The following is a 22,113-nucleotide window of genomic DNA, read 5'->3' on the forward strand; positions in this document are numbered from 1 at the left end:
GCAAGGCTGGGGTGCAGCCTCTGCCGTATCAGGTGGGCGAAAGGGGGTGTGGCTTACAGGTAATGCTGGATCGGCGGCATCTGTTCCAGTTGCTTGCGACGGGTGACCCACACGCAGGCAAACACCACGGCGCCGACCGCGATCAGGCCCAGCACGTACATCTGCGCCACGCGAAAGTCCGCCGGGATCATGAACACGCACAGCTCCACGAACAGCCACAGGCACGCGCCAACCACCACCGGCCACTCCCATTTGCCCAGGGTGAAATCGTCGGCGTGGTGCAGCTGTTTGTGGCGGGTGCCGATGTACAGCAGCACGGTGGCGCTGTAGAGCAGGGCCGGCAGCAGGGTGGCCGCACCGAGGATTTGCGTGAGGGCATCGGGGTCGCTGTAGAAGCTCAGCACAATGATCATCGGGATCAGCGCTGCCACAATGGTCGCCCACAGCGGGCCGCCGGTGGGGCGTGGTACGTAGCTCAAGGCTTCGGCGAATGGCAGGCGCCCGTCGCGGGCCATGGCGTGCACCAGGCGGCTGTTGCTGGTCATGATCACCAGGCCGCAGGCAAAGATCGCCACGCACACCACCAACAGGATGAGCTTGCTCAGGGTTTCACCCAGGGTGATGCGGATCACGTCTGCCACCGGTGCCGAACTCTTGCTCAACTCGGCCACCTGATCGCCCAGGCCCATGCCGATCACCATCAGGAACAACGTGCCCATCACGCCACTGGCCAGTACCGCGTGGACCATCGCTCGAGGCACCACCTGCTTGGGGTTGAGGGTCTCTTCGGCCAGGTTGGCCGCCGCTTCCCAACCCACCAGGGTGAACGCGCCGAGCAGGCCCGAGAGCATGAACGGGCCGAGCCAGCCGTAGTAATGCTCGGTGGGGGCAATGCCGGTGGACAGCAGGTTGGACGCCTGGCCCTTGCCGAAGAACGTCACGGCGATGCCGATGCCGACGATCAGGCCGATCATCGCGATCACTTCCGCTCCCACGGCCATGTTGTTGATCTTGGTCAGGATCGGCGTCGACCAAATGATCAGCAGCATCTGGATAAACAGCACCACCACGGTGGTGATGGCGCCCGCCGCCGGGGAGTACTCAAGCCCCAGCAAGGGGAACAGCGCCACCTGGGCCAGCCCGTAGTCCACCGCCAGCAGCACTACGGCGATGAACGCGAAGCTCATCCAGCCAAACCACCAGCCCAGCACCGGGTTGACCAGGCGACTGGCCCACTGGTAGCTGAAACCGGACAGCGGGATCTTGCTCGCCAGCAGCCCGAACACCAGCGCCACCAGCAGGGTGCCAAGGGTTGCGATGGGCCAGGTCCACATGCCGATGGGGCCGCTGGAGACCAGCACCGAACCGTAGGTGGAAAACAGCCCGGTGGTGATCGAGATAAACGAAAACGCCACGGCAAAGGATTCGAACTTGCCCAGGGAGCGTTCAAACTGTTCCTTGTAGCCGGTGCCGCTGTCGGCACCTTTATCGGGTAAAACGGTTTGCGGACTCGAAAGAGTGTCAGACATGGGAATGTCTCCTTCAAAAATGCACAGGACAAGGCTCGGCGCACGGGTTGACAGGGCAACCTGAGACGCCTGGGGCCCGACGGGGTGACGCACTTCATATGCCAGCGTGTTTTTTGTTGTGGTTTTGCCTTTTTCGGCGTTGTGAGCCGGTCAACTCCCTGGCGGTGTAGCGGGTGACAACCTGCCTGTTGTCACCGGTTGCCTGCGGCTAGCGCCAGGTGCGACAGCGGCTGACCGCGTCGCTGAAGGTGTCCCTCCACGCGCGGGCGGTGGCCGCGCTGACCCTGGGGTGAAACTCGGTGCAGGTGTTGCGCGGTGCCACCAGGGTTTTGCCCAGTCCACGGGCGGCCAGTGCTGCACAACCAAAGGCGGTGAGTTCGTCGAAACGCTGGGTCACGATGCACCGTTGCAAGGCGTCGGCGAGGAACTGCGCGAAATAGGGGCTGCGCGCCAGGCCGCCATCGATGGACAGGCGGTCGGTGACGCTGAGGAACTGGTCCATGGCGCTGATCACCTCGACACTGCGCAGGGCCACACCTTCCAGCACGGCCTGGCACATGTCCTGGCGCGTGGTGCCGCCGTGCATACCCACCCACAAGGCGGCCGCGCTGCGGTCCCAGTGCGGGCAGGCCAGGCCCGACAATGCCGGCACGAACGCCAGCTGGCGGGCAATCGCCGGGGGCTGGTCGAAGCCGGCCAGTTCGGAAAAGTCACTGAACAGGCCCAACCGGCCGGCCCATTCCACGGCGGCGCTGGCGTCGTACACGCCGCCGTCCATGGCGTACACCGGCTTGCCGTCGATCTGCCAGGCAATGGTGGCGAGCAGGCCTTTATCCGGGGCGCGGATGATCTCGTCACCGGTCAGGGTCAGGGCAAACGCCCCTGTGCCAAAGGTGATCTTGGCATCGCCGGCCTTACGGCAACCGTGGCCGTACAACGAGGCTTGCTGGTCGACCACGGCGGCGGTGACCGGCGTGGCGCCGATTTCACCGAAATGGCCGACGGTGTCGAGAATCGGCGGCAGGGTCTCGATGGGCACCCCGAACAGTTCACAGAGTTCGGCGTCCCATTGCCCGGTGGCCAGGTTCATCAGCGAAGTGCGCGACGCGGTGGTGACATCGGTGGCGAACACCCCGGTTAGGCGGTCGAGAAACCACGCATCGCTGGTGCCCAGGCGCAGGCGTCCGGCCTTGAGCGCCTGCTGGGCCGCGGGCAGGTGGTTGATGATCCAGCTCAGCTTGCTCGCCGAAAAGTACGGGTCCAGCGGCAGCCCGGCACGGGCCAGGGTCAGGCCTTCGCCACCTTCGGCGCGCAGCCGTTCGATGGCCGGGCCGGTGCGGTTATCTTGCCAGACGATCACCGGCGACAGCGGTTTGCCGGTGATCGCGTCCCATGCCAGGCAGCTTTCACCCTGGTTGGCCAGGCCGATGGCATCCACGCGCCCGGTGGACTCCAGGCAGCGTTGCAGGTTGGCCAGCAGCTCCAGCGGGTCATGCTCGACCCAGCCCGGCTGCGGGTGGTGTTGCTGGTGGCGCAAGGCGAGCTGGATATCGGCCGAGCCGTCATCGCTGACCACCAGCACGCGGGTGCTGGTGGTGCCTTGGTCCAGGGCGGCAATTCTCATGGCGTTTCTCCTTTGTTCGGCGCGGGGTGTTCATGGCCGACAAAGTCGACATCCAGTTGCGTGATACGGGCGTTGAGTTTGAGTGCGGCGATGGGGATAAGGATGCGTCGTTCCGGCAGGCAGGCCAGGGCCTTGCTCCAGATCGGCACACCGTCGGCATACACCGTCAGTTCGCCTTCGTAGGCGGTGCTGACGCGCAACTGCAGGTGTTCAAGGCCGGCCACGCCGGTCGGGGCAAAGCGTTGCGGCACGCAGAGTTTCAGCGGCGGGCGGCAGCGGATGGCCAGGGTGCGGTGGGCCGCGGGGATTTCACCGCGCAGGTCCTTGGCCAGCAGGCGTGCCACGCGGGCCCCTTCGCGCCACGACCAGCCGGCGGTTTCCACCGGGCGCAGCAGGTTGCCGGCGGCGAAGTAGGCCGGGTCGGAGCAGCGGCCGTATTGGTCGATCACCGGGCCACGGCTGCCCGGGTCCAGCATCAAGTGGCTCTGGCGCACCAGGCTGGCTTCCGGCAGGAACTGCCCGGTGAGCAACACGCCGTCGCAGGCCAGGCGCTGCACTTGCCCGTTGGCCAGGCGCACGCTGGCGGCCTCTACACGACCGGTGCCGTGGATCTCCAAGAGCTCGGCACCGTAATGCACCGGCACGCCGCACAGCCATGGGAACAGCGACAACGGCCAACGCGCGGTGGCACGGAAGTTCGACTCGATCATCGCCACCGGCTTGATCCCGGCACGGCGGCAACTGAACACCGAGGACAAACTCACCAGTTCGGTGCCGACAATCAGCGGCCGTTCGAACGGCTTGAGGTGTTGCAGGTACAGGTAGGCTTGCAGGGCACCGGTGTTGATCACCCCCAGAGGCCGGTCACCGCCGATCAGGCGCGCCGAGCGCGGGTTCTCGCGCACGCCGGTGGCCAGCAGCACACGCTTGGCTTGCAGGGTAAAGGCGCCGTCGTCGTTCACCAGCTGCAGGCAACCGCCGTGGCCCAGTTGGGTCACGGTGTGGCCCAGGCGCAGGTGCACACCCGCGGCCAGGGCTTCGGCGACGTTGCGGCGGGCATAGTCGGGCCCGGTATACAGGCGGCCGTATTCGCGAACACCGAACGGCGGGTGGCCGCAATGGCGCGGCACGCCACCGGCCACGCTGTCGCGTTCGATCACCACCACGTTGTCCACGCCCTGGCGGCGCAGTTCAACGGCGGCCGACAAGCCGGCCGGGCCGCTGCCGATGATCGCCACGTCTACGTACTCAGTCTTCATGGGCGGCTCCTGTGGCCAGTGGCAGTGCGAGGTGCCCGGCGCTCAGTTCGGCCACGCGGGCGCCGCAGTAAAAACCTTGGCAGCGGCCCATGCATGCACGGGTGCGACGCTTGAGGCCACCGAGGTCGCCGGGGGGCAGGGGGCTGGCGAAGGTGGCCTGGATTTCCCGCGAGGTGACCCACTCGCAATGGCAGACGATTTCGCCAAAGCCCGCCTGCTGATAGTCCCGTGGCAGGTGCTCGGCGAGGTTGGGCAAGTGCGGCCAGCTCAGGTGCGTGACGGGCGCGTGCTGGACGCGCTGCCTGTACAGCTCGAACACATGCCGGGCAATGCCCAGCGCCGCCGTCAGTCCGGTGGAGCGGATACCGCCGACGGTGATCCACTGCTGCCCGGCCACTTCATGGATGCGGTATTCCTTCTTCTCGCTGGCGGGGCGCAGGGCGGCGTAGGTGGCGGTCACCGGCATGCCCTCCAGCGCCGGAATGCGTGCCACGGCGGCGTCGATCAATTGGTTGAGGATGGCGGGGGTCAGGCCGGCGTGAACGCGGTCGTCCTGTTCTTCGGCGGTGGGCCCCACCAGCAGGTTGCCAAAGACGGTGCGGGTGATGACGATGCCTTTGGTGCGCTCGTTGGGCACCGGCAGGATGATGTTGCCGAGCAGGGCGGACGCGGCCTTGTCGAACACCACGAACTGGCCTTTGCGCGGGTGGATGCTGAAGGTGCTGTCGCCCAGCAGGCGGTGTTCCAAGTGGTCGCCGAACAGCCCGGCGCAGTTGATCACGGTGTTGGCGGTAAAACTGCCGCGCGAGGTGCAGAGCTGCCACGCCTGGCCGTCAAAGTGCCCGGCCTCGACCTCGGTGGCGGTGTGCACGCGGGCGCCGTGGGCCATGGCCTGTTGCAGGTAACCCAGGGGCGCGGACCACGGGTCGATCAGGTATTCCCCCGGCACCGCCACGGCCCCCAGGGCACCGTGGGCCAGGTGGGGTTCGGCGTGCTGAAGCTGCTTTGGGCCGATCAGGTGAGCATCGGCCACGCCATTTTCATGGGCCTGTTGCAGGATGCCATCGAGCTTGGCCAGGTCGTCGTCACTCCACGCCACCACCATGGCGCCGGTCTTGAGCAGCGGCAGGTTCATGTGCCCATGGATCTCCAGGTATTCCTGGTAACCCGCTTTCATGCACGCCAGCTCGAGGCTGCCCGTCGGCGCATCGAAACCGGTGTGCAAGATGGCGCTGTTGCCCTTGCTCGCACCCGAGAGAATGTCGGTGCCTTTTTCCAGCAACAGCACCCGTGCCCCTTCGAGGGTGAAGCGCCGCGCCATGGCGCAACCCACGACGCCGGCGCCGATGATAGCGACATCATAAATGTCGGTGGGATGGGCAAATGATGGGCTCATTGTGCGGCGTAGTCCTTGTGTCGATAACGTGACTTGAATGCCGGTAACGGAGCAGTGACTGTGCCAGTCGAGGTATTGAGTGTGGGGTTGTTGTTTTTAAGGCGCTCTATTCGGTCATAAAAGGATAAAGCACGCCTTAAACCTATAGAGCATTGGTTTTATTGGTTTTCTGCGAGGGTTATTGAACGTTTTAACACTGCTACTTTGCGACACAGTGGGGCGAAGTAACGTTACAAGTGCACTCAAGTGAGGCGTTCGCTTAGTTGTGTACCCACTATGACTAAGTTGCAGGGCAACTAAGGTGCGTGGTGATATTTTGGAGCAAAAGTGATTCGGTCAAATAACCGTTGATAAATGACCGAAAGGGCGGTTAAAAAAACCAATACCCACGTTTAAAACCAACACTGGCGCACTCCCTGCGAAGGTCACGGTGTAGCGGCACATCGATAAAAACCAGCCGCCTTGCCGTTGAACACACCAGAGAGGATGTTCCATGCGTAACTTCGCAATCATTGAAGCCCCGTCCGTGCTCGGGCATATCCCCACTCACCTGGGCGTGGCCCGCATGCCGGATGCGCTGCTCAAGGCCGGCCTGGCCGAGCGGCTGGGCGCGCGCCATGCCGGCCGCGTGGAGTCGCCACCGTGGCGCGAGGAGCGCGACCCGGAAACCCAGATCATGAACCCCCACGCCATCAACGAATACTCCATCACCCTGGCGAACACCGTCGGGGAGGTGCTGGACAAGGGCGAGTTCCCGGTGGTGATCGGCGGCGACTGCTCGATCCTGCTGGGCACCTTGTTGGCGCTGCGCCGCCGTGGGCGCTTCGGGCTGTTTTACCTGGACGGTCATGCAGACTTCTATGAGGCCGAAAAGAACCCGATCTCCGGCGCTGCCTCGGCCAGTGACCTGGGCTACGCCACCGGCCGTGGCCCGGCAGTGGTGGCCGATATTGAAGGCCGCCGCCCGCTGTTGCGTGACGACGATGTGGTGCTGTTCGGCTACCGCGACGGTGCGATCCAGGCCCGCAACCGTTGCCAGCCGATCCCCGAAGACCTGCTGGCGTTCAACCGCAACGAAGTGCGCATACTCGGCACGCAAACTGCTGCTGAAGAAGCGGTGGCCCATCTGACCCGTGTCGACGGCCCGGAAGGTTTCTGGATTCACGTCGACGTCGACGTGCTGGACCAGGGCATCATGTGGGCCTGTGACCACCCGCAGCCGGACGGTTTCTCCTGGGACGACCTGGCCACCACGCTGCGCACCGCCATGCAGTCGCCACAGGCCATTGGCATTCAATTCACCATCTACAACCCCGACATGGACCCGGGCCACCTCAGTGGTCGCGGCCTGGCCGGCACCATCGCCAGGGCGCTCGCACCGTTCGGCAAAGCCTGATCGGTGGTGGCGGTGCTCGGTATTTGCTCAGAGGAGGGCTGCCCGATGACCACCGCCGATTCCGTGAGGTACTGGCGTTCGCCGATCCTGCCGGACGCCGACCTGCTGAGTGCCACCTACCATCGACAGCGTTTCGCGGCGCACTGGCACGACACCTACACCGTGTCGGTGATCGAAGCCGGTGCCCAGCGTTACGACTACCGTGGCAGCCGTCACGTGGCCGATGCGGGCTGCGTGCCGGTGCTCAACCCGGGTGAGGTGCACACCGGTTCGCCGGCCATGGACGGTGGCTGGCAATACCGGGTGTTCTACCTGCCGATCGACTTCGTGCAACAGGTGATGAATGACCTGTGCGACCGCCCGTGCGACCTGCCGTGGTTTCGCGACGACATCCTGCGTGACCCCGACCTGACCCGCAAAATGCTGCGGGCCCACCGCGCCCTGCAGCAGCCGGACGACGCCCTTGGCGCCGAGCACGCGTTGCTCGATGCGGTGTCCACCCTGTTGATCCGCCATGCCGGGCAGCGTCCTCCGGTGGCACAGGTGCTGCGCGATGCGGCGCGTGTCGAGACCCTCAAGGCGCGCTTGATGAGCGACCTGGCCGAGCCCCTGACCTTGAGTGAACTGGCGGGTGAGGTGGGCTTGTCGACCTTTCACGCGGCGCGCCTGTTCAGCCGCGAAACCGGCCTGGCACCCCATGCCTGGCGCAATCAATACCGTTTGAACCTGGCCCTGCACCTACTGCGCGACGGCGTGCCCGCCACGGATGTAGCCAGTGCCAGCGGCTTTGCCGACCTCAGCCATTTCACCCGGCATTTCAAGAAAAGCTTTGGCGTGACGCCGGGTCGCTGGCGCTGAGTTTATTTTCGTAAAGCGCAAGAACGTTCAATCGCCGCCGCTGTGCCACTCCCTATGATTTTTCCATCATCTGGAAGTGGAACCCCTGTCATGCCTCGCCATATCCAAACCACCTTGCTCGACCCCACACCCCGCGCCCCGGGCGGTTTTCGCTCACTGGCCACGGCCACCCATCGCGGCTCCACCACCCTGTTTGCCAGTGCCCGCGAGGTGCGCGACGACTGGTGCCCCGAGCGCGTGCCCTATGCCTACGGCCTACACGGTACGCCCACCAGCCTGGAGCTGGCCGCGCGCGTTGCGCAACTGGAGGGCGCCGAGCACTGCTTTATCACCCCCGGCGGCCAGGCGGCGATTGCCCTGGTGTACTTCGCGTTCTGCGGCGCGGGCGACCATGTGCTGGTGCCACAAAGTGCCTACGGCCCCAACAACGACCTGGCGCGCGACCTGCTGGCCAGGCTGGGCATCGCGGTGCAGACCTACGACCCGATGATCGGCGCCGAGATCGCCACGCTGATCCGTCCCAACACCACCCTGATCTGGTGCGAGAGCCCAGGCTCGGCCACCATGGAAATCCAGGACGTGCCCGCCATCGCTGAAGTGGCGCGGGCGGCCGGCGTGGTGCTGGCGCTGGACAACACCTACGCCAGCGGGGTGTTTTTCGACGCCTATGCCCACGGTGTGGACGTGTCGATCCAAGCCCTCACCAAGTACATCGGCGGCCACAGCGACCTGCTGCTGGGCTCGGTGTCCACCTGCAGCGATGTGCATTACCAGGCCCTCGGCCAGGCGCGTTCGCTGCTGGGCATGGCGGTCTCGCCCGACGATTGCAGCCTGGCCCTGCGCGGCCTGCAGACCCTGTGGGTGCGCCTGGCCCAGTTGCAGGCCAGCACCCTGCAGGTGGCGCACTGGCTCAAGGCTCGCCCCGAAGTGGAAAGGGTATTGCACCCCGCGCTGCCAGATTGCCCGGGGCACGGGGTGTGGCTGCGCGACTTCACCGGCTCGACCAGTGTGTTTTCGGTGGTGTTCCGCCCGACGCTGGCGGGCGAGGTGCTGCTGGACTTCATCGACCGCCTCAACCTGTTCCACCTCGGCTACAGCTGGGGCGGCGTGACCAGCCTGGTGGCGCCGCATTTCAACCTCAACCGCGATGTGCGCCAGTACGGCGATCGGCTGGTGCGTTTCAACATCGGCCTGGAGCACGTCGACGACCTGATCGCCGACCTTGAACACGCATTTTCCCAAGCAGATAACCACGGAGATGGGCAATGAAAACCTTCACGCGTTTGATGATCGCGGGCGCCGTCCTGGGCGCCAGTGGCCTGGCACAGGCTGGCGCCACCCTGGATGCGATTCACAAGAAAGGCTTTATCCAATGCGGGGTGTCCGACGGCATCCCGGGGTTCTCGGTGCCGGACAAGAATGGCAAGCAACAGGGCATCGACGTGGACGTCTGCCACGCGGTGGCCGCTGCGGTGTTCGGCGATGCGGGCAAAGTGCGGTTTACCCCCACCAACGGCAAGGAACGCCTGGCCGCGTTGCAGTCCGGCGAAATCGATATCCTGTCGCGCAGCACCACCTGGACCAGCTCCCGCGACGCCGGCATGGGCCTGGTTTTCACCGGCGTCACCTACTACGACGGTGCCGGTTTCATGGTCAACAAGAAGCTGGGGGTGAGCAGTGCCACTGAACTGGATGGCGCGTCAATCTGCATCCAGGCCGGTACCACCACCGAACTGAACACCTCGGACTTCTTCCGCAGCCGTGGGCTCAAGTTCACGCCAATCACCTTCGATACCTCTGAAGAAACCGCCAAGGCCTTGCAGGCCGGGCGTTGTGACGTGATCACGGCGGACAAGTCGCAACTCAATGCCCAGCGCAGCCAGATGACCACGCCGTCCGACTTTGTGATCCTGCCGGAGACGATTTCCAAGGAGCCCATGGGGCCGTCGGTGCGTCGCGGCGATGATGAATGGTTCAGTATTGTGCGCTGGACGCTGTTTGCGATGCTCAACGCCGAAGAGGCGGGGGTGACCTCGGCCAATGTCGAGGCTCAAGCCAAGGCCACGAAGAACCCGGACGTGGCGCGCTTGCTCGGCGCCGATGGCGAGTACGGCAAAGACCTGAAACTGCCCCGGGACTGGGTGGTGCAGGTGGTCAAGCAGGTGGGCAACTATGGCGAGGTGTTCAACCGTGCATTCGGGCCGGGGACGCCGCTGGCCATCGACCGGGGCTTGAACAACCTGTGGAACAACGGCGGTATCCAGTACGCGCCACCGGTGCGGTAATGGGCTGCCGAGTGCCTATTCTTCCTGGCAGGAGGCAGGCACTCGGTCACCTCCACAGCCCACTCCCACACTGGCGTGGGACCTGCCTGATCTACCGGGCAGTCCCACCCCTACGGAGAACGCCCGATGTTTTTGAATACCCTGCACCGTTTCTGGGCCAGCCTGGCCCTGCTCACCGCCCTGGCGCTGGTCGCTCCGGCCGCCAACGCCGACGCCGGTACGGTCGATGACACCGCCTCGATCAAGAGCAGCATCCTCGGCCAGAACGTCAAATACACCCTTTACCTGCCGCCCGACTACGGCCGTTCCACGCGTGCCTATCCGGTGCTGTACATGATGCACGGCGGCGACGATGGCCGTTACAACGACTGGTTCGTGCAAGACAACCTCGGCGCCTTGCTCGACCGGCTGATCAACGCCGGCGAGATCCCGGCCATGATCGTCATCACCCCCGATGGCCTGCGCAACCCCGAGAACAAGTACGCCACCTATTTCATGAACGATGCCGACGGCAAGTTCCAGTGGGAGACCATGTTCATCCAGGAATTCATCCCGGCCATGCAGAAGCGTTATCGCATCCTCGATGACAAGCGCTTTCGTGCCATGGGCGGCCTGTCCATGGGCGGGTTCGCCTCGCTGATGTACGCGTTCAAATACCCGGAACTGTTCAGTGCAGCGGCGGTGATGAGCGCGGCGGTGCGCACCGATGAGCAGATCACCCAGATGGATCCCGCCGGCTACGAACGCCGCTACGGGCATGCGTGGGGCGAGGGCCTGACCGGCGAGCAGCGCCTGAACCTGCAATACCACGAGAAAAACGTGCTGGACCTGGTCAAGCACACGCCGGTGGCCGAATTGCGCAAGACCCGTTATTACCTGGATGTGGGCACCAACGACCCGTTCTTCCTCGGCAATGTGCTGCTGCACCTGGCGTTCAACAAACTGGGAGTCGCCCATCAGTTCCAGGCCCGGCCGGGGGCGCACAATTATGATTTCTGGGTGCCGGGCTCCGAACCCTTGCTGCGCTTTGTCGGCCTGACCTTCCAGGAGCGCAACGTGCAGTAACCCAGGGAATAACCGGGCGGGCTCGGGTGTTCACCCTATACCCTGACAACCACCGAGCCCGCCCGGATGACCGAACCTAATACCTGCCGCCTGCTTCGTCCCCGTGCTGCCGTGATCGGCAAGCAAGGCCTGCATAATGCCGTGGGCATCTCCACCGAAACGGTCGGAGCCACCGGCATCAACTTGCAGATCGTCACCATCCCCCCGGGTGGCCGTGCCAAAACTCACATGCATGAAGGCCATGAAACCGCGATCTATGCCCTGAGTGGCATCTCTCGCGTGTGGTACGGACAGCAACTGGAAAGTCACGAGACCCTCCATCCCGGCGACTTTTTCTACATTCCGGCGGGCATGCCCCATCAGCCCTACAACGACACCGATGAACCGGTGTCGGTGCTGGTGGCGCGCTCAGACCCCAATGAGCAGGAGAGCGTGGTGTTGATGCCCCATCTGGATGCGCTGCACCCCGCCGGTAGCAAGCCATGACCACCGACATCACCTACCGCAGCGCCACCGAGTTGCTCGCCGACATCGCGGCCGGCCGTCAAAGCAGCCGCGCCTTGCTCGACAGCTACCTGGCGCGCCTGGACAGCCTCAACCCGGCGCTCAACAGTGTGGTCACCCTGGACCTGGCACAAGCGCGCCTCAAGGCCGACCTGGCCGACACGGCGGTACGCAACGGCCTGTCGCTGGGGCCTCTGCACGGTTTGCCGATCACTATCAAGGACACCTTCGAAGTGCTCGGCATGCCGTGCACCGCAGGTGCCGCCGCGTTGCGCGAGCATCGGCCGGCGCAGTCGGCGGTGGCGGTCAAGCGCCTGGAAGACGCGGGTGCGATTGTGTTCGGCAAGACCAACGTGCCGACGATGGCCGGGGATATCCAGACCTACAACAGCCTGTTCGGCACCACCCACAACCCCTGGAACTTGGCGCTGACACCGGGCGGCTCTTCAGGGGGCGCGGCCGTTGCGTTGGCGGCGGGCTTCACCTCGCTGGAGCTGGGCAGCGACATTGGCGGCTCGATCCGCATCCCGTCGCACTTTACCGGGGTGTATGGGCACAAACCCACCCACGGCATCGTGTCCCAGCGCGGGCATATTCCCGGGGCGCCGGGCGACCTGGCGGAAGGGGCGTTGAACGTGGTCGGGCCCTTGGCGCGCAGTGCCGCCGACCTGCAGTTGATGCTGGACGTGCTCGCCGCCGCACCACCGGCCGGGCAGCCCGGTTGGCAGTTGCAGCTGCCGGCGCCGCGCCCTGTGTCTCTGAAGACCTTTCGTGTGTTGCTGTGGACCGACGATGTCGATTGCCCGCTCGACCAGGGCATGACCGAGGCCTATCGCCAATTGCACCTGAGCCTGGAAGCGGCGGGTGTGGAGGTGGTACAGGGCGCGCCCCGGGGCGCGTCGCTGGAGCGTTTGTTTGCCGCCTACCTGTTGCAACTGGGCGCCGAGCTGGGCGTGTCGTTGCCGGCGTCCAAGCGGTATTTCATGGGGTTGATGGCTCCGGTGTTGCGGGCACTGGGCCGGGTGATGGACACGCCGCAGCATGCCGACAAGTTCTACCAGGGCAGCGCCATGGGCCATGCCGATTGGTTGAAGGCCCATGAGGCGGGCTTGCGCTTGCGTGAAGCGTTCCTCAAGACCTTCGACGACGTCGATGTGATCCTGGCGCCGCCCACCTTCACCACAGCGTTTGCCCATGACCAATCCAGGGTCATCAGCCTGCGCACCCTGCAGGTCGACGGCCAGAAGCGTCATTACGCCGACCTGTACAAGTGGATTGCGCCGGCCACCCTGATGGGCTTGCCGGCCACCAGCGCGCCCATTGGCCTGACACGCCAGGGGTTGCCGGTGGGGGTGCAGATCATCGGTGCGCCGTTTGCCGATCGCACCACGATCAAGTTTGCCGAATACCTGGCGGAGGTGGTGGGTGGGTTCCAGGTGCCGGGGGCTATGGGGTAGGGCGGATCATGGCGGCCGGCTGCACGCGTTGCGCGTATTCCTCGGCGGTCATGAAGCCCAGTTGCACCGCCGCTTCCTTGGGCGACAAGCCTTCGTCTGCGGCCTTGCGGGTGATCTGCGCCACCCGGTCATAACCCAGCACCGGGTTGAGCACGGTGGCCATCAACAGCGAGTGCTCCACATTGCGCGCCAGTTGCGGGCGGTTCACCTCCAGGCCGTTGAGCAGCTTGTGGGTGAACAGGCTGACGCAGTCGGTGAGCACCTCGATCGAGTGCAGCAGGTTGTGGATCAGCACCGGCTTGGCCACGTTCAATTCAAAGGTGCTGGACGCGCCCGCCAGGGTGATGGTGGTGTGGTTGCCCATCACCTGCATGGCCGCCTGCACCAGCACTTCGGCGATGGTCGGGTTGCGCTTGCCGGGCATGATCGAGGAGGTGAGGCCGTCGTCCGGCACGATCAATTCGCCCAGGCCGCAGCGCGGGCCTGAGCCCAGCAGGCGGATGTCGTTGGCGATCTTGGTCAGCGACACCGCCAGCACGTTCAACGCGCCGGAGACCTCCACCAACGCATCGTGGGTGCCCATGCCTTCGAATTTGCACGGGTTGGTCTGGAAGGTTTCACCGGTGAGTTGACTGATCTCCTCGCAGAACGCCACATCAAAACCCACGGGAGTATTAAGCCCCGTGCCCACCGCCGTGCCGCCCTGGGGCAGCAGGCGCAGGCGCGGCATGCAGGCCTCGATGCGCGCGATGCCGTGGTGGATCTGCTGGGCAAAACTGCCGAACGCCTGGCCCTGGCTCATCGGCACCGCGTCCATCAGGTGGGTGCGACCGATTTTCAGCACGTCCTGCCAGGCGTCGGCCTTGGCGTTCAGCTCGTTGCGCAAGTGGCCGAGCGCAGGCAGCAGCCGCCCGCGCAATTCGAGCACGGTGGTCAGGTGCATCACCGTGGGAAAGCTGTCGTTGGACGACTGCGAACGGTTGACGTGGTCGTTAGGGTGCACCGGCGACTTGCTCCCCAGCTCGCCGCCGAGCCGCAGGTTGGCGCTGTTGGCGATCACCTCGTTGGCGTTCATGTTGGTCTGGGTGCCGGAGCCGGTCTGCCAGATCGACAGCGGAAAGTGCGCGTCAAAGTGACCGTTGGCCAAGTCCTGGGCGGCCAGCTCAATGGCCTCGGCCAGGGCGGGCGCGAGTGCGCCAAGCCGTGCATTGGCGCGGGCGCAGGCGCGTTTTTGCTGGCCAAAGGCGCGGATCAGGCTGGGCGGGAACGGCTGCTTGGCGCCGAACACCTCCAGTGCGCGCTGGGTCTGTGCACCCCAGTAGCGCTCGGCCGGGATGGACACCGGGCCAAACGCATCGTGTTCGATTCGCAGAGTGGGCATCGTGCTGCTCCGTCAAAGTGCCGCGCCGGCCGCACGGCCGAGCACGCGTTGATATTCATTCTGGGCGGTCTGCTGGGAGAACTCGCCGGACCACTTGGACACCACCACGGTGGCCACGCTGTTGCCGATGGTGTTGCAGGTGGCAATCGCCATCGACATGAAGCGGTACACGCCAAACAGCAGGGCCAGGCCTTCGGCCGGCAGCACGCCGATGGCGGTGACGGTGGCGGCAAACACCACAAAACTGCCGCCCGACACCGCCGCCGCGCCTTTGGACGTCACCAGCATGATCGCGATGATGCCCAGTTGTTGCTCCCAGCTCAGGGGCACGCCATAAGCGTTGGCAATGAACAGCACGCACAGCGACATGTAGATCGAGGTGCCGTCGAGGTTGAACGCGTAGCCGGTGGGCAGCACCAGGCCGACGCTCTGCTTGGAGCAGCCGAACTTCTCGAGTTTTTGCAGCAGGCGGGGCAAGGCGCTTTCCGACGAGGCGGTGCCGAGCACGATGAAGATTTCATCCTTGATGTAGGTGAGGAAGCGCCACAGGCTGAAGCCGCTCAAGCGGCACACCGCACCCAGCACCACGAAGATGAAGAACGCGATGCCCACATAGAACATCAGCACCAGGTTGGCCAGGGACATCAGCACGGCGGTGCCGTTGCTACCCACGGCGTAAGCCACCGAACCGAAGGCGCCCAGGGGCGCGAACTTCATGATCAGGTTGATGAACTCGAAGAAGCATTCGGAGATGCGGTTCAAGCCGTCTTCAATGACTTCACGCCGCTCGGGTTTCAGGGCCAGCAGGGCAAAGCCGAACAGCACCGAGATCACCAGCACTTGCAGGAGTTGGCCACCGGCAAAGGCACCGACGAAGTTGTCGGGGAAGATGCCGTAGATGAAGTCCATGGTCGACGCCGGCGCATGGCCCTTGGCAACGGCGGCACTCGCCGCGGCAGCGGCAGCGCTGCTCGGGTGGGCGTCGTGCATGCCGGAGCCGATCTGCAGCAGGTTGCCCCACAACAGGCCGATGGCCAGGGCGATGGTCGACACCACTTCAAAATAGATCAGTGCGCGCAGGCCGACTTTGCCGACGCGCTTGATATCACCGGCCGAGGCGATGCCGTGGACCACGGTGAAAAACACCAGCGGCGCGACGGCGGTCTTGATCAGCTTGAGGAAGATATCGCCGAGGATCTTGAAACTGGCAGCCAGCTCGGGGGCGAGAAAGCCGAAGGCAATGCCGAGGAACATGGCGGCGACGACCTGGAAGGTCAGGTCCTTGTAGAGCGGTTTTTTGGCGGGGGTGGATGACATGTCTGTGATCTCATTGTTGTTATGGTTCGGTGTAGCGCCGTAGATCTAATGTGGGAGCGGGCTTGCCCGCGATAGCGGTCTGTCAACTGATGCATCCGGTGACTGATACACCGCAATCGCGGGCAAGCCCGCTCCCACATTTGGATTTCCATTGGGTTCCGGATCAGCGAGCGACTGCACCCTGGCGCGCCAGCGCGATATCCACCATCTGCGGCGCCAGCCCCAGGTAGTTGGCCGGGTCGGTCAGGCGTTGCAGGTCGGCCACGTCCAGTTGCGCGGTGGCTTCGCCCTGGGCGAGCAGGGCGTCGAGCAGGCTGGTGTCCTGGTCGTTGGCCATGCGGCAGGCGGCGTAGACCACGTCGTGGGCCACCTGACGGCCGAGGGCCGGGGCGAGGCCCATCATCACGGCTTCGGCAACGATCAGGCCCTGGGTCATGTCGAGGTTCTTGCGCATGCGCTCGGGGCGCACTTCGAGGCCGGCGAGCATGAAGGTCGCCTGGCCCAGGGACGCGGCGCTGAGGGCGAAGGCTTCGGGGATGGCGATCCATTCCGCCTGCCACGGGCCGGTGGAGCGTTCGAAGTCCTGGATCATCGCGTCGAGCATCAGCCCGGCGTGTTGGCGCACGCCCTTGGCGGCGGCGTACATCAGCTCGCACGAAATCGGGTTGCGCTTCTGCGGCATGGTGCTGCTGGCGCCACGGCCCTTGACGAAGGGCTCGTACACTTCGCCCAGTTCGCTGGTCATCATCATCATGATGTCCAGGGCGATCTTGCCCAAAGAGCCCGTGACCAGGCCGAGGAAGTTCAGGGTTTCGGCCAGGCCGTCGCGGGCCACGTGCCAGGTGGCCTGCGGCACGCCCAGGCCCAATTCGGCCATCAGCGCTTCCTGAACTTCCAAGCCTTTGTCGCCCAGGGAGGCGAGGGTGCCGGCAGCCCCGGCGAACTGGCCGATTTCCACCCGTGGACGCAACTCCACCAGGCGTTCGGCGTGGCGGTCGAACATGCTCAGCCACACCGCGCACTTGTAGCCGAAGGTGATCGGCAGCGCGTGCTGCAGGTGGGTACGGCCCGCCATGGGGGTGTCACGATAGCGCTCGGCCAGGCCGGCGAGCAGGCCGCGTACTGCCTGGATATCACGCTCGACAATCGCCAGGGCAGCGCGCACCTGCAGCACCACGGCGGTGTCCATGATGTCCTGGGTGGTGGCGCCCCAATGCACATAGCGGCCGGCTTCGCCGCAGATCTTCGACAGTTGTTCCACCAGCGGCAGGATCGGGTAACCGACGATCTCGGTCTCGTGCTGCATCAGCGCCAGGTCCAGGGCTTCGTAGCGTGACAGCGTGGCGATCTGCTCGGCGGCCTCGCTTGGGATCACGCCGCAACGGGCTTCGGCGCGGGCCAGGGCCACTTCCACTTCGATGTAGCGCTCGATCAGTGCTTTGTCGGAGAACACGCCACGCATTTCGGCGGTGCCGAACATGTCGCGGAACAGGGCGGAATCAAAAACGGTACTCGACATGGCGAAGTCCTATTTGTTATTTTTAAATCATACATATTTAATATGTCCGTACATTATGATTACGCCTGTGCTGATACACTGTCAACTCGACAACGAGGGTAAAAATGGAAAGCGTGAGCCAGAGGCGTTATGCGGCGGTGGCCAAGGACTTGATCGACAGGATTGGCAGCGGCCATTACCCGGTGGGGTCGTTGTTGCCGACGGAGTTCGAACTGTGTTCGCTGTATGCGGTGAGCCGGCACACGGTGCGCGCGGCCATCGACCAGTTGCAGGGGCAGGGCATGGTCTCGCGGCGCAAGCGCGTGGGCACGCGGGTCGAGGCGTCGTCACCCAAGGGCGGTTATTCCCAGGCGATGGCGTCGGTGGCCGACCTGGTGCAAGTGGCCGAAACCCACATTCGTGATATCCAGGGCGTGCGTGAATTCGTCGCCGACATCGCCCTGGCTCGCCGCCTGGGGCTGGAGCCGGGTGGGCACTACTTCTGCGTGTCGAGCATCAAGGTGGATGCCGGCGACGGCAATGCGCCGTTGTGCTGGACCGACGTGTACGCCGAACAGACCTTCGCCGAGGTGATCCCCGAGGCGCGCAAACACCCTGATGAATTGATCGCTGCGTTGATCGGCAAGGCGTTTGCGCGGCACATCGATGTGGTCGACCAACAGGTGCGGCCGGTGCAACTGAGTACCGAACTGGCCGCCAGCCTGAAAGCCCAGAGCGGTGCACTGGGGCTGAACATCATCCGCCAGTACCGGGATGAAGCCGGTGAGGTGATTGCCGTGTCGGAAACGGTCTACCCGGCAGACCGTTTCACCCTGACCATGCAAATGAAGCGCGACAAGCTCTAGGCCACGTTGAAGAACGCCACCTTGGTGCTCAAGCGGTCCGCCAGCTCGGCCAGTTCCTGATTGGAGTTTTCCACCACTTCGGAGCCGGCCGCCGATTGCACGGTGGAGCTGTGGATGCGCGTGACGTTCTGCGCCACCTCTTCGGCTGCGGCGCTCTGCTGCACCGAAGCACTGGCGATCTGCGCGTTCATTGCGTTGATCGCGCCCACTTCCTGGCTGATCTTGCCCAATGCCACCTGAGAGTCGCGGGTCTGCGCCACGGTGACCTGGGCCAGGTCGCGACTGCGCTGCATGATGTCGGCGGCGTCCTGGGTGCCGCTTTGCAGCTTGCCGATCATGTCGCGGATTTCCTGGGTGGATTCCTGGGTGCGCGTGGCCAGGGAGCGCACCTCATCGGCCACCACCGCAAAGCCGCGCCCGTGCTCACCGGCCCGCGCCGCTTCGATTGCCGCATTGAGGGCCAGCAGGTTGGTCTGGGCGGCGATGGCGTTGATCACCTCGATCACGGTTTCGATGTTTTCGCTGTCGCTGGACACCTGGTTGACCCGGGTGGTGGCGTGCTCAAGGATCGTCGCCAACTCTTCGATGGCCACCGTCACTTCGCCCACCAGGCGGTGGCCGCTGTCCACTTCCGCGTCGGCCAGGATGGTGGCCTTCGACGCCGCCGAGGCGTATCCCGAGACCTCGCTGACCGAGGCCGCCATTTGCGTGATGGCGGCGGCCACATGCTGGGCTTCGCTGGTTTGCAGGGTGATTTGCTGGCGGTTATCGCTGGCCACCGACAGCAGGGTGACCGAGGAGTGGCGCAGGGCCTGGGCGGCGGCGCGCACTTCGGTGATGGTGTCGCCCAGGCGCGCCAGGGCGTTTTTCAGGATGCCCATCACGCTGTCGGGGTAGCGGGTTTCGATGGGCTGGTTCAACTCGCCCTTGGCCAGGCGGCGGATCGCTTCGGCCACGTCCTCCGGCTCGGCGCCGAGGGTGGCCTTGATGTTGCGGATGATCAGCAGCGACACCAGCACGCTCAGGATGATTGCCACCGCGCTGGCCAGCACCATCAGCACGGCAAAGTTGCTGGCGGCCGATTGCACCGTGTCCAGGCGTTGTTTGATCTGGGCTTCCTCGAAGTCGATCAGCGCATTCACACGCTTGAGCCACTCGGTGTAATGGGCCGATGCCTGGGCCAGCAGCAGGTCCTGGGCGCCGGCGATGTCATTGCCGCGACGCAGGGCAATCACCCGTTCGCTGGAGGCCAGGGCCTGGGTTTCGATGGCTTTGATATCGGCCAGCAGGCGGGCTTCTTCGGCGCTGGGGGCGGCGCTGGCGAACAGGCGGTCGAGCATCACGGCGGAATCCTGGTAGTCACGCTTGAGCTGGTCGATCTCGGCCAGGTGGCGGTTAAGCGCCGGCTCATCCTTGACCAGCACCGCGTCGCGAATGGCGATGGCGCGGTTGTGCACGCTGCCCCGGAAGTTGATCGCGTAGCGCTGGACCACGGCGGCTTTTTCACCGACCTCCTTGAGGGTGCCGTCGATAAACCCCACTCGCTGGATACCGACGGCAGTGATCAGCACCAGCAACGACAGGGTGGACGCAAAGCCCAGTCCGATACGCATTGCCAACGAGACAGGTTTTTTCATGGAAAGCTCGATATTCAGGGGGCTAAGGGATGATGGCTAAAAGCTATCTGTCTCGCGGAATCTAATCAGCCCTCGACGTTGCGTCCAATCACTAATTGCTGACCCTGACATTGAGCGAATTGATGGAATAAAACCGCACGCCCGGGTTTTATGGGTAATTGCACTGAGTTGACCACCTGTTTGCATTCGACTTGACCAGCCATTTGCATCGGACGTGACCAGCGCACGGGTGCGTCTTGACCGGCAGGAATCGGCCAGAAGCGGTCAGTCATGAACGACCGCTTTCGACCCAAAGCTGCCCTTCGCGAAGGGCAGCAGTCGGCCAAAAGCAGCCATTCAAAACCCTTGATAAACCTCACGCTTTTGAAGTGCCCCAGGAACAGATTGTGTCTCAGAGCAGATGGATGGCTATGTGCTACTGTACGGTGTAAGACCAAGATGCTGAAATTGGCCTACCTACCCGCCAAAAACCAGCTCATAAGAGGTAGGCAGTGGGGACTTTTCGGATGCATTAGTGGAGCTATAGTGTCGCTATAGCCGCTTCCAGGGTCGCTATACAGCAATATATTGGGCTTGACCAATGGTTATATATTGTAGGAGTAAAAATTGGAACGAATTCTGAATAAATTTGGTTACTACAAAAGAAGAAAGCCAAAAAGGCAATACAAAAAAATTGAGTACAAGACCCCAGGCGCTCCTGACGAAAACAGCCAGCGCCTTATTGAGCTCACAGTGGAAGGCAATGAGTGGGCTAGAAACAAAGAAGATGACTACCGGCTTATAGGTATGTTCTTCACAATCGTGCTACTTATAGAGCACAAAATGATAAATCTTTTAGCAGTTATCGATGAGCTCATTGAAAGCAGAATGCTTGGTGAAAAAATCGATGTTTTCAAAGACTTCTTGAAACTGTATGAGACAGAAGAAGGTGAAAGTATTGAGGAGTATCGTTTACTGATACAGCCTCTAAACGAAATAAAGAAAATCCGAAATTCAATGGCTCACGATATCACGCAGCGTATATTTAGTTATGGTTCGCTTAAGCAAGTGGATTCTTATGTCAAGGAAAGACGACCTGACCTGCATGCACACTTCAAAAATTGCGAAGATGAAAAAGCCAAATGTATTGGTTTGCTAGCAGCGTTTGGGTTTATATTTTCTTTTGAAATATCGAAGCTTCGACTATGCATTGCGAACTAATCGCATAATTTATTCAAATCCTTGATTGCGGTCATTTGGGCGGCCTAAAGCGCACCACTGACCAAAAAATTGGGCTCTAGGAGAAATCTTGACTCATGAGTAAAAAATTGAAGGACTATGTAGTAGAGAGCAATCAGACTGAGTTGAAAAGCAATCTGGATAAATTAATAAAAAAATGCAGATTCATAAATCGATGGATTGAGAAAAACATCCATAAAACTGAGAGATCAGTCGTCTTGTATAATCTGCTGCGCTCCACGGCAGACTATTTGGAGCTAGCTAAGTCTTCATTGAGTTTTCATATTTCAGCTCTTGCTCTATCAACAAGGAGTATTTATGAAATCAACGTGCGCATTAGGTCGCTCATAGAAATCCAAGAAGATCTAAAGAAATGGCAGTCTGAGGCAGTAACAGATAAAGTTCAAGTATTAGAGGGGATCTTATTACTAGCTAACGGTTCGGAGAACCTAAATGAGAAATATATACTAAAGCAGGAAATAGAGCGCCTGAAGAATCTGACAACCAAGTACGAACTTCCGATTATTAAGCAGCCTATTAGCACAGGAAGTCTAGCCAAAACCGTAGGGCTAGAAGATGAGCACAATGCATTATTTAAATTGTACTCTAAGCTAGTCCATCCTAGCTCATATTTAGTAAATGATTACAATGGTGCTTCGTCCAACGAAAACCAAAAAACGCTACAAATTCATGCCCAGCTATATGCACACGACTCTATATCCAGAATCTGTGAAGAATTAGGTGTCCCGTTTGAAGTTAGCAAGCCATACGGGCATGGCTAAGGAACCGTACATAGACTCCCCACAAGTAACGAGCGACGTAT

At 62.7% G+C, this 22,113-nt stretch carries 18 protein-coding genes; 10 read left to right on the forward strand and 8 right to left on the reverse strand.

Going from position 1 to position 22,113, the window contains the following annotated elements; translation table 11 throughout:
• Positions 1-53: 53 nt before the first annotated feature.
• The 4 genes from HX803_RS06890 to HX803_RS06905 all read right to left on the reverse strand — a co-directional run bounded on the left by HX803_RS06890 (position 54) and on the right by HX803_RS06905 (position 5,808).
• Complete coding sequence (locus HX803_RS06890; protein WP_178919751.1) at positions 54-1,529, reverse strand: amino acid permease; 1,476 nt, start codon at positions 1,527-1,529, stop codon at positions 54-56.
• Positions 1,530-1,737: 208 nt separating this feature from the next.
• Complete coding sequence (locus HX803_RS06895; RefSeq protein WP_176996533.1) at positions 1,738-3,153, reverse strand: glycerol kinase; 1,416 nt, start codon at positions 3,151-3,153, stop codon at positions 1,738-1,740.
• Positions 3,150-4,412, reverse strand: a complete 1,263-nt coding sequence (locus HX803_RS06900; protein ID WP_178919752.1) for an NAD(P)/FAD-dependent oxidoreductase — start codon at positions 4,410-4,412, stop codon at positions 3,150-3,152. The genes HX803_RS06895 and HX803_RS06900 overlap by 4 nt, the downstream gene beginning before the upstream one ends.
• The gene (locus tag HX803_RS06905; RefSeq protein ID WP_178919753.1) at positions 4,402-5,808 is read right to left on the reverse strand and encodes an NAD(P)/FAD-dependent oxidoreductase; all 1,407 of its coding nucleotides are present in this window, start codon (positions 5,806-5,808) and stop codon (positions 4,402-4,404) included. The genes HX803_RS06900 and HX803_RS06905 overlap by 11 nt, the downstream gene beginning before the upstream one ends.
• 493 nt (positions 5,809-6,301) lie before the next feature.
• Here HX803_RS06905 and HX803_RS06910 point away from each other — a divergent pair, with 493 nt between their 5' ends.
• From HX803_RS06910 to HX803_RS06940, 7 genes are all read left to right on the forward strand, one after another.
• On the forward strand, positions 6,302-7,204 hold the full coding sequence (locus tag HX803_RS06910) for an arginase family protein (RefSeq protein ID WP_178919754.1): 903 nt from the start codon (positions 6,302-6,304) through the stop codon (positions 7,202-7,204).
• 45 nt (positions 7,205-7,249) lie between these two features.
• The gene (locus HX803_RS06915; protein WP_178919755.1) at positions 7,250-8,062 is read left to right on the forward strand and encodes an AraC family transcriptional regulator; all 813 of its coding nucleotides are present in this window, start codon (positions 7,250-7,252) and stop codon (positions 8,060-8,062) included.
• 90 nt (positions 8,063-8,152) lie between these two features.
• Entirely contained in the window at positions 8,153-9,331 is a 1,179-nt protein-coding gene (locus HX803_RS06920; RefSeq protein WP_178919756.1) for a cystathionine beta-lyase, read from the forward strand.
• A complete protein-coding gene (locus HX803_RS06925) occupies positions 9,328-10,347 on the forward strand; it encodes an amino acid ABC transporter substrate-binding protein (protein WP_178919757.1) in 1,020 nt (339 codons plus the stop codon). Before HX803_RS06920 ends, HX803_RS06925 begins: the two co-directional genes overlap by 4 nt.
• 126 nt (positions 10,348-10,473) lie before the next feature.
• Positions 10,474-11,412 carry an esterase family protein gene (locus HX803_RS06930; RefSeq protein WP_178919758.1) on the forward strand — a complete coding sequence of 313 codons (939 nt, stop codon included), beginning with the start codon at positions 10,474-10,476 and terminating at the stop codon, positions 11,410-11,412.
• A gap of 66 nt (positions 11,413-11,478) precedes the next feature.
• Complete coding sequence (locus tag HX803_RS06935; protein ID WP_178919759.1) at positions 11,479-11,898, forward strand: cupin domain-containing protein; 420 nt, start codon at positions 11,479-11,481, stop codon at positions 11,896-11,898.
• Positions 11,895-13,373: an amidase gene (locus HX803_RS06940; RefSeq protein ID WP_178919760.1), complete on the forward strand. Its 1,479-nt coding sequence runs from the start codon at positions 11,895-11,897 to the stop codon at positions 13,371-13,373. The genes HX803_RS06935 and HX803_RS06940 overlap by 4 nt, the downstream gene beginning before the upstream one ends.
• On the opposite strand, the gene HX803_RS06945 is transcribed toward HX803_RS06940, so the two are convergent.
• From HX803_RS06945 to HX803_RS06955, 3 genes are all read right to left on the reverse strand, one after another.
• Positions 13,363-14,754: a lyase family protein gene (locus HX803_RS06945; protein WP_178919761.1), complete on the reverse strand. Its 1,392-nt coding sequence runs from the start codon at positions 14,752-14,754 to the stop codon at positions 13,363-13,365. The genes HX803_RS06940 and HX803_RS06945 overlap by 11 nt on opposite strands.
• A gap of 12 nt (positions 14,755-14,766) precedes the next feature.
• Positions 14,767-16,071: a cation:dicarboxylate symporter family transporter gene (locus tag HX803_RS06950; RefSeq protein WP_178919762.1), complete on the reverse strand. Its 1,305-nt coding sequence runs from the start codon at positions 16,069-16,071 to the stop codon at positions 14,767-14,769.
• A gap of 163 nt (positions 16,072-16,234) precedes the next feature.
• Positions 16,235-17,590, reverse strand: a complete 1,356-nt coding sequence (locus HX803_RS06955; RefSeq protein WP_178919763.1) for an adenylosuccinate lyase family protein — start codon at positions 17,588-17,590, stop codon at positions 16,235-16,237.
• Between the two features lie 113 nt (positions 17,591-17,703).
• Here HX803_RS06955 and HX803_RS06960 point away from each other — a divergent pair, with 113 nt between their 5' ends.
• On the forward strand, positions 17,704-18,435 hold the full coding sequence (locus tag HX803_RS06960; protein WP_178919789.1) for a GntR family transcriptional regulator: 732 nt from the start codon (positions 17,704-17,706) through the stop codon (positions 18,433-18,435).
• On the opposite strand, the gene HX803_RS06965 is transcribed toward HX803_RS06960, so the two are convergent.
• On the reverse strand, positions 18,432-20,072 hold the full coding sequence (locus HX803_RS06965; RefSeq protein WP_178919764.1) for a methyl-accepting chemotaxis protein: 1,641 nt from the start codon (positions 20,070-20,072) through the stop codon (positions 18,432-18,434). The two genes, HX803_RS06960 and HX803_RS06965, sit on opposite strands and share 4 nt — an antisense overlap.
• A gap of 606 nt (positions 20,073-20,678) precedes the next feature.
• On the opposite strand from HX803_RS06965, the gene HX803_RS06970 reads away from it, so the two are divergent.
• Positions 20,679-21,272, forward strand: a complete 594-nt coding sequence (locus HX803_RS06970) for a hypothetical protein (RefSeq protein ID WP_178919765.1) — start codon at positions 20,679-20,681, stop codon at positions 21,270-21,272.
• Between the two features lie 95 nt (positions 21,273-21,367).
• Positions 21,368-22,072, forward strand: a complete 705-nt coding sequence (locus tag HX803_RS06975; RefSeq protein WP_178919766.1) for a DUF5677 domain-containing protein — start codon at positions 21,368-21,370, stop codon at positions 22,070-22,072.
• The last annotated feature ends 41 nt before the right edge of the window (positions 22,073-22,113 follow it).

The sequence above is a fragment of the Pseudomonas sp. P7548 genome (genome assembly GCF_013386585.1).
Taxonomy (GTDB): domain Bacteria; phylum Pseudomonadota; class Gammaproteobacteria; order Pseudomonadales; family Pseudomonadaceae; genus Aquipseudomonas.

Bases quoted from the DNA above. Each gene is read 5' to 3' on its own strand.
- HX803_RS06890 (WP_178919751.1), bottom strand. From the start codon at position 1,529: ATGTCTGACACTCTTTCGAGTCCGCAAACCGTTTTACCCGATAAAGGT.
- HX803_RS06895 (WP_176996533.1), bottom strand. From the start codon at position 3,153: ATGAGAATTGCCGCCCTGGACCAAGGCACCACCAGCACCCGCGTGCTG.
- HX803_RS06900 (WP_178919752.1), bottom strand. From the start codon at position 4,412: ATGAAGACTGAGTACGTAGACGTGGCGATCATCGGCAGCGGCCCGGCC.
- HX803_RS06905 (WP_178919753.1), bottom strand. From the start codon at position 5,808: ATGAGCCCATCATTTGCCCATCCCACCGACATTTATGATGTCGCTATC.
- HX803_RS06910 (WP_178919754.1), top strand. From the start codon at position 6,302: ATGCGTAACTTCGCAATCATTGAAGCCCCGTCCGTGCTCGGGCATATC.
- HX803_RS06915 (WP_178919755.1), top strand. From the start codon at position 7,250: ATGACCACCGCCGATTCCGTGAGGTACTGGCGTTCGCCGATCCTGCCG.
- HX803_RS06920 (WP_178919756.1), top strand. From the start codon at position 8,153: ATGCCTCGCCATATCCAAACCACCTTGCTCGACCCCACACCCCGCGCC.
- HX803_RS06925 (WP_178919757.1), top strand. From the start codon at position 9,328: ATGAAAACCTTCACGCGTTTGATGATCGCGGGCGCCGTCCTGGGCGCC.
- HX803_RS06930 (WP_178919758.1), top strand. From the start codon at position 10,474: ATGTTTTTGAATACCCTGCACCGTTTCTGGGCCAGCCTGGCCCTGCTC.
- HX803_RS06935 (WP_178919759.1), top strand. From the start codon at position 11,479: ATGACCGAACCTAATACCTGCCGCCTGCTTCGTCCCCGTGCTGCCGTG.
- HX803_RS06940 (WP_178919760.1), top strand. From the start codon at position 11,895: ATGACCACCGACATCACCTACCGCAGCGCCACCGAGTTGCTCGCCGAC.
- HX803_RS06945 (WP_178919761.1), bottom strand. From the start codon at position 14,754: ATGCCCACTCTGCGAATCGAACACGATGCGTTTGGCCCGGTGTCCATC.
- HX803_RS06950 (WP_178919762.1), bottom strand. From the start codon at position 16,071: ATGTCATCCACCCCCGCCAAAAAACCGCTCTACAAGGACCTGACCTTC.
- HX803_RS06955 (WP_178919763.1), bottom strand. From the start codon at position 17,590: ATGTCGAGTACCGTTTTTGATTCCGCCCTGTTCCGCGACATGTTCGGC.
- HX803_RS06965 (WP_178919764.1), bottom strand. From the start codon at position 20,072: ATGAAAAAACCTGTCTCGTTGGCAATGCGTATCGGACTGGGCTTTGCG.
- HX803_RS06975 (WP_178919766.1), top strand. From the start codon at position 21,368: ATGAGTAAAAAATTGAAGGACTATGTAGTAGAGAGCAATCAGACTGAG.